The 5,947-nt window shown below is 69.9% G+C and carries 4 protein-coding genes and 1 pseudogene; all 5 read left to right on the plus strand.

What is annotated here, in order from left to right; genetic code table 11:
* Positions 1-218 precede the first annotated feature (218 nt).
* Positions 219-671 (plus strand): annotated as a pseudogene (locus ABZV42_RS41855) (aldehyde dehydrogenase); the annotation flags it as partial.
* 274 nt (positions 672-945) lie between these two features.
* Positions 946-3,123 (plus strand): FUSC family protein, encoded by a 2,178-nt coding sequence (locus tag ABZV42_RS41860; RefSeq protein WP_355986486.1) that lies wholly within the window; start codon positions 946-948, stop codon positions 3,121-3,123.
* Between the two features lie 189 nt (positions 3,124-3,312).
* Positions 3,313-3,627, plus strand: coding sequence for a substrate-binding domain-containing protein (locus ABZV42_RS41865; RefSeq protein ID WP_355986564.1), 315 nt, complete (start codon positions 3,313-3,315; stop codon positions 3,625-3,627).
* Positions 3,628-4,823: 1,196 nt separating this feature from the next.
* Positions 4,824-5,618, plus strand: coding sequence for a hypothetical protein (locus ABZV42_RS41870; RefSeq protein WP_356057500.1), 795 nt, complete (start codon positions 4,824-4,826; stop codon positions 5,616-5,618).
* Positions 5,619-5,682: 64 nt separating this feature from the next.
* On the plus strand, positions 5,683-5,947 hold a 265-nt coding region (locus tag ABZV42_RS41875; protein WP_356057502.1), incomplete at its 3' end, for a MarR family winged helix-turn-helix transcriptional regulator.

Here is a 5,947-nt window from a genome sequence, read left to right on the forward strand (position 1 = left end):
CCCACGCGAAGCCATGGATCTGGGGCAGACCGGCACCCCCAACCCGACGACTGCGACGCCGATATGTGTACCGAGTTTGAGGAATCCAGCACTAGGGTGCGCAGATGGCGCTGAAGGTGAGGGCCTGGGGCGCTTGGCTCCGGGCATGAGACCGGCGAAGAGCTTGCGTGCGGTTTCCCGCGCCAGTACGACAGCCTCTTCCCTCGTGTCCTGCCGATCTCGGTCTGGGCGCCGACAACGGCTGTGAGTGCGTCGGCTACCAGGCACACGACCCCGAGGGACATGAGGACGCCAGCCTCACGCTCAACGGACTGATCGACTCGGTCAGGTTCACGGGCGACATCGGTGTGGTGGGCGTGTTCCTGCCCGAGGACCCCGGCGACGCGGAGGCCCAGGGAGAGCTGGAGGCGCGGGGCAAGGTCCCGATCGACTTCGGCATGATGTGGTTCAAGGGCCAGCGCATGGGCACCGGGCAGGCGCCGGTGAAGAGGTACAACCGGGCGCTGCGGGATCTGATCGCCGGTGGGAAGGCAACGCCGAGCTTCGTCGTCTCCCACGAACTCCGTCTGGACGAGGCCCCCGCCGCCTACGAGCACTTCGACGCCCGTGACGAGGGCTGGATCAAGGTGGTCCTGCACCCGAACGGACACGGGAACGGCCACAAGCGGTAGGCGACCCGGGGCCGCCGTCCCGCCCGTCCTCCAGCCGCGGCTGGGGGCAATGGCCCGCGCTCCGGTCGGACCTGAACCAACGGCGATTGCCCGCGCTCCGGCCCGGCAGGACGGACGGCGGACGCTCAGCAGTGCCCGCAGTGGCTGCACCCCGTTCAGCGGCTGCGGCCGGCGGCCTGTTCGCGGGGCGCGTGGGAGGCTTCCCTGCCGACGGTTGTCGCACCTCAACCAGGCCGATGCGACCCGGCAGGGTGTTCCGGCTAGGCTCACACCCGTGACGTGGCGGCGGGCCTTCGGAGAGGTCGTGCGATCCGGGCTCACGATCGAGGAGACGCGGCTGGAGCCCCTGCTCGCGCTGCGCACGGCCGTTGGGGTGGCGATCGTCGTCGGGCCGGCGCTGTGGCTCGTCTCCCCTGCGTATGCCGCGTCCGCCGCCCTCGGTGCCTACTCCGCGGGTGGGGCCACCTTCCAGCGCACCTGGCGTCCACGCAAGGTGATCGCGCTCGGCGCGGGCGCGGGTCTGGCGCTCAGCACCTTCGTGGGCTACCTGGCGGCGGGGCGACTCGTGACGTTCCTCCCACTGCTGGCCGTATGGGCCTTCGCCGCGGGGATGGCGTGGGCCGTCGGATCGACCGCTGGGATCGTCGCAGCGACGACCGTGGGCAGCATGCTGGTGACCATCACCCTGCCCACGAGCGTCGGGCGAGCCCTGGAGCACGCCGGGGTCATCGCGCTCGGGGGCGTGGTGCAAGCCGTGCTGATCTTACTGTTCCCGATCCGCCGTTGGGGGGCGCATCGCGACGCGCTCGCCGACGCCCTGGCCGCAGTGGCGGACTACGCCCGCCGACTGCGGCACGACCCGACGGCCCCGTTCGACCCGGAGCCGTTGATGACGGCCCGGGACGCGGCCGCCGTGACGCCATCACAGGCCCGCACCCGTCCCCCCGTCCTGCACGGCCCCCGGGGACTCGCCGAGCGTATTCGGCCGGTCGTCGCCGCGCTCGCCGACCCGGACGTCGGCGCCCCGGCGGAGGGACCCGGGAGGGACCGCGCGCGGGAGTTGCTCGACGCGGCCGCCGACGTGCTGGATGCGGCCGCCCGTTCGATCCGCCGCGGCAGTCCCGCCGAGGTACGGCCCGGGAGCACGGCCGTCCTGCGTGTCGACGAGGAGCACGAGGTGCTGGAGGGGCCCGCGCGGCAGGCCGCCGAGCGGCTCGTGGAACTGCTCGGCGAGGCGTTGGAGATCGCCGGGAGCGGCGGCGCGCGCCGGAGGACGCCTACACCGCCCGGTCCTGCCGGCGCCCAGTTCCTGGTGCGCCCGACAATGCTCCGGCTGGTCCCGGTCGTCGTCCGGGCGGTCCGCCGTGAGCTCCGGCGGGACTCGCCCGTGTTCCGGCACGCCGTCCGCCTGGCGGCAGTGGCCACGCTCGGCTACCTGATCGCCACCCGGCTGCCCCTAGGCCACAGCTACTGGGCGCCCATCGCCTCGGTGATGGTGATGCGGCCGGACTTCCACCGGACGTACGCGCGCGCGGTGGCCCGTTTCGCCGGGACCCTGGCGGGGGTCGCGCTCGCCACCGGGATGGTGCGGGCCCTGGGCCCGGACGCCCATGTGTTCGGCGCGCTGGCGGTGATCTCGGCGGGCCTGTCGTACACGCTGATCCGTACCGGCTACGCCTACTCCCAGTGCTTCACTGCCGCGTACGTCGTCTTCCTGCTCGGCATGGGCGGCCAGGCGTGGGAGCAGACGGTCCCGGAGCGGGTGGTGCTCACCCTGCTCGGCGGGGCCCTGGCAATGCTGGCCTACGTGGTGTTCCCCGCGTGGGAGACGCCCCGGCTGCCGGGCCGGCTTGCGGACTGGCTCGCCGCCAACGGCCGCTACGCGGCCGCGGTGCTCCGCAGCTACGCCGAACCGACCCAGGAGCATCACGCCGACATACGCAGGGCACTGCTGGCGAGCAGGGATGCACGTGCCGCCTGGCAGGAGACATACGACCGGGCAAGGCAGGAACCGGTCCGCCCCAGGGGTCTGACGTCGCGTGAGGCGGAGGAGGCGCAAGAGGCACTGAAGGGGTTCGGCCGGGCGGTGATGCTCATGGAGAGCCACGTCCCTCGGGCCGACAGCCGTTTCGTCCCCGAGGCGGAGCGGTTCGCCGAGGCCCTGGAGACGGACACCGCGAAGGCAGCAGTCGACGTGCGCGAGCACAGGAATCCAGACTGGGAGCGTGTGGAGGAGGCGCTCCACGCGTGGGAGGACGCTGCCGCCGGCAACCGGAGCCCGGTCGTGCGGCGCGAGGCGGAACTGCAAAAACGGGCCTTGGAAGACCTCGCGACGGCCGTGAGTCGCACACCCCTGGAACGGGACGTCGGCTCTGCTCGCGAGGAGCAGCGGGTGCGGGCGGCCGTGGCGGCGGAAGGTGAGGGATCAGCACCCGCGCACCGAGGTGGGTGACGAAGTCGGCCATGGGGAGCGCCGCGCCCCCTGGAGCGGCAAGTAGTCTCCTGGCCGCGTCGGGCGCCGCCACACGTACACCGATGTCGCCATCACGATGATCAGCCCCGCCAGGATGAGCAGTTCGATCCCCCCGATGTTCCACCGGAGGACTTCTCCGCCTCGGCCGTCACAATGAGCGCCTTGCGGATGCCGGCGCCCGAACCGATGCCCGCTGTTTTCACCGAGACGATGGCCAAGGCCGAACACGACGTCGACCTCCACCGCGCGCTGGACGACCTGGGCGCGGTGGTGCCGGACGACGTCGCCCTGGTGGGCGCCGACAACCTGCCCATCGCCACATTCCTGAGACCGGCACTCTCCTCGCTCGCGCTCAATCCTATGGAGATAGCGGACCGTGTGTGCACCGCGATCCGCTCCATGCTGGAACGATCCGCCCACACCGAACCCGTAGTGGCCGGCGTACTGGCGACCCCTCTCCTCATCCGCCGCAAGGCATCCTGAGCCTGTACACCTCGAAGCACTACCGCCACCGACCCCGTGCACTCCGCATCCGAGGCGACCTGACACCCGACATGCTCGACGAGGTGCCCTGACCTCGGGCGCGCCGCCCTCGGGTTGAACACCAACACCAGGACCGCCACGACCGAGTGACTTCCTCGGCGCGGAAGCCCGCCAGAAACAGATGCCGTCCTCAGCACCCATCGCGAGCAACGGCCCAGCAGGAGCTGAATCCTCGCCCAACACGTGCAACAAAAACGAGCGGCAGAGCATCCGGCGGACCCGATATCCGATAGGCCAGCCGAACCCCGCCAACGTCGACCAAGCGTTGATCAACATGTCCGGAGGATAGGCGGACGGGTCCTGCCGGAGGATCGGCGTTCACCAGCGGCCGAACCACCATCCTCAGTCAGCATCAGCACCCCGGGCCCTCAGCCACACAGTTCTGGCCCTGATCTTCATTTTCTGCTCCTATACCACCAGGATCCGGCACCAGATTCGACACAGAACTCTGAAAACAGTCACACGTGCATAACTTACGAGCGAAAACGTGGCTCAAATAGCCACAGGAGGTCGAGGCCGGCACGGCGACCCAGTGGACGAACATCGCAACCGCCACCGGGGAGGACCCCAACGCATCACCCCACCGACCTGGCATTTCATCAGACATCTTCCGTGAGACGGAAGTCGTATTGCGGCCCAACCATGTCTGCCCGAACGATGCCACCACCATCAGAGACGGGAGCCAGCCCCAATGCCGCACATCACCGCTTTCGCCAGGAACCGGTGGTACAGCTAGCGCACCTTTCTGACCTGCGCTTATGTGGGGCGATGAGGCTGTGACCTGCTAGGACGGGTTGCAGAGGCCAGCAGAGGCAGCCAGAGGAAATCACTCTGATTCGACCCCGGTTCGACCCGGGTCGCTCAGAGGCAGTCAGAGGCAACGTCCTCTGCAACTGCCTTTGAGAGAACCTAGTTGACCGGTGTTGATCACGGGTGAGCGACTCTGGCGGCGCTCTGTTTCGACCTCGGTCGAGCTGCGATGGGGACGCCTGCCTCCAGTCGGGGCCAGTCGTACGAGGGCCTCCAGGACGGCCATCCTGGGGATCTTGCTGGCGCCGATGGAGGTCGGTTCCGGATGCCGCCCGTGGTTTTAGCGGCCCTGGGTGGCGTCCACGTCTTTGCGAGACGACCCCACCGTGACAGACAGCGCCCACCAGCCACTCCCCCAACGACACGTCACCCACCTCCGCGGCCCCCTGGGCCTGTCCCGACTGCCGTCAGCTGCGGCCGATCTGATCCTGCTCGGCGACCTCACTGGCCGCTACGCCAACGGCAGTTACAGTCGACTCGCCTCCGATCGTCGAAGCCTGGTCCTGCGCGGGGACCGCCAGGGCGTGGCCGAGCACGGGCACCGGATCACCGCGGCCATCGCCTGCCACGTCGCCCGCGCCGGCGGCACCGTCGACCAACTGACGCAGCTCCTGCTGCACCCCGAGCACGAAGGCGGACGGCACATCCGCGGCATCGCGCTGCGCTCCGGGCAGACCCGCGCCCTGGACTACATCCGCCGGGTGTGGGCCAGCGCCTCAGCCGCAGTCGGCACCACCTTGGCGCTGGGATCCCGGCACGGCGCGTTCGAGGTTCTCGCCGCGCTGCGGGAACGCATCGAGACCACGCCCTGGCGCGGGGAGCGGGGACGGACCGCGCTGCGGGTGCTGCGGGCGCATCTGAACTTCGCCGAAATCGCAGGCGGCCCCCTGCACCACGCCAGCGAGCGGCAGACCGCCGAAGAGGCGGGCATCTCCCGCACGACACTGCGGGGCGTCTACGAGACGGTTCTGAAGCCGGGAGGCTGGCTGCGCCGGCTGCGGGTCGGCCACGGCAGGGAGGGCTCGACCTGGTACCTCAACCACGGCAGCGCCCACAGCCACGGTGCCCCTGTTCTGCTGTCTCGTTTGTGGACCACTCAGTTCCCCCCGACCCGGCACTGAGGAGTGGACCACCCCTGAGACGCCCACGACGGCCGACATCGACTCCACCGTCCTCGCACGTCTGATGGGCCACGACGCCTTCGCCCACCACGGCCTCGGCAGCGCCGCACTCATGATCATCAGCGCCCTGCACGTACGCCAGGATCAGACGGCCGGCGAGCTCGTCGGTACCTCCTCAGTCTCCCGCGCCACCACCTACAGGACCCTGAACCGCCTCGCCAACCATGGCCTAGTCCCAATGCCGTTGCATTACGGGTCTGTGGGTTGGGGTCTTGTGATGAGGATGGCTGCGGTGCCGGTGCGGGTGGCCTGGGGCCAGGCGTGGTGTT

Source organism: Streptomyces sp. NPDC005281 (assembly GCF_040607495.1).
In the GTDB taxonomy this organism is placed as follows: Bacteria; Actinomycetota; Actinomycetes; order Streptomycetales; family Streptomycetaceae; genus Streptomyces.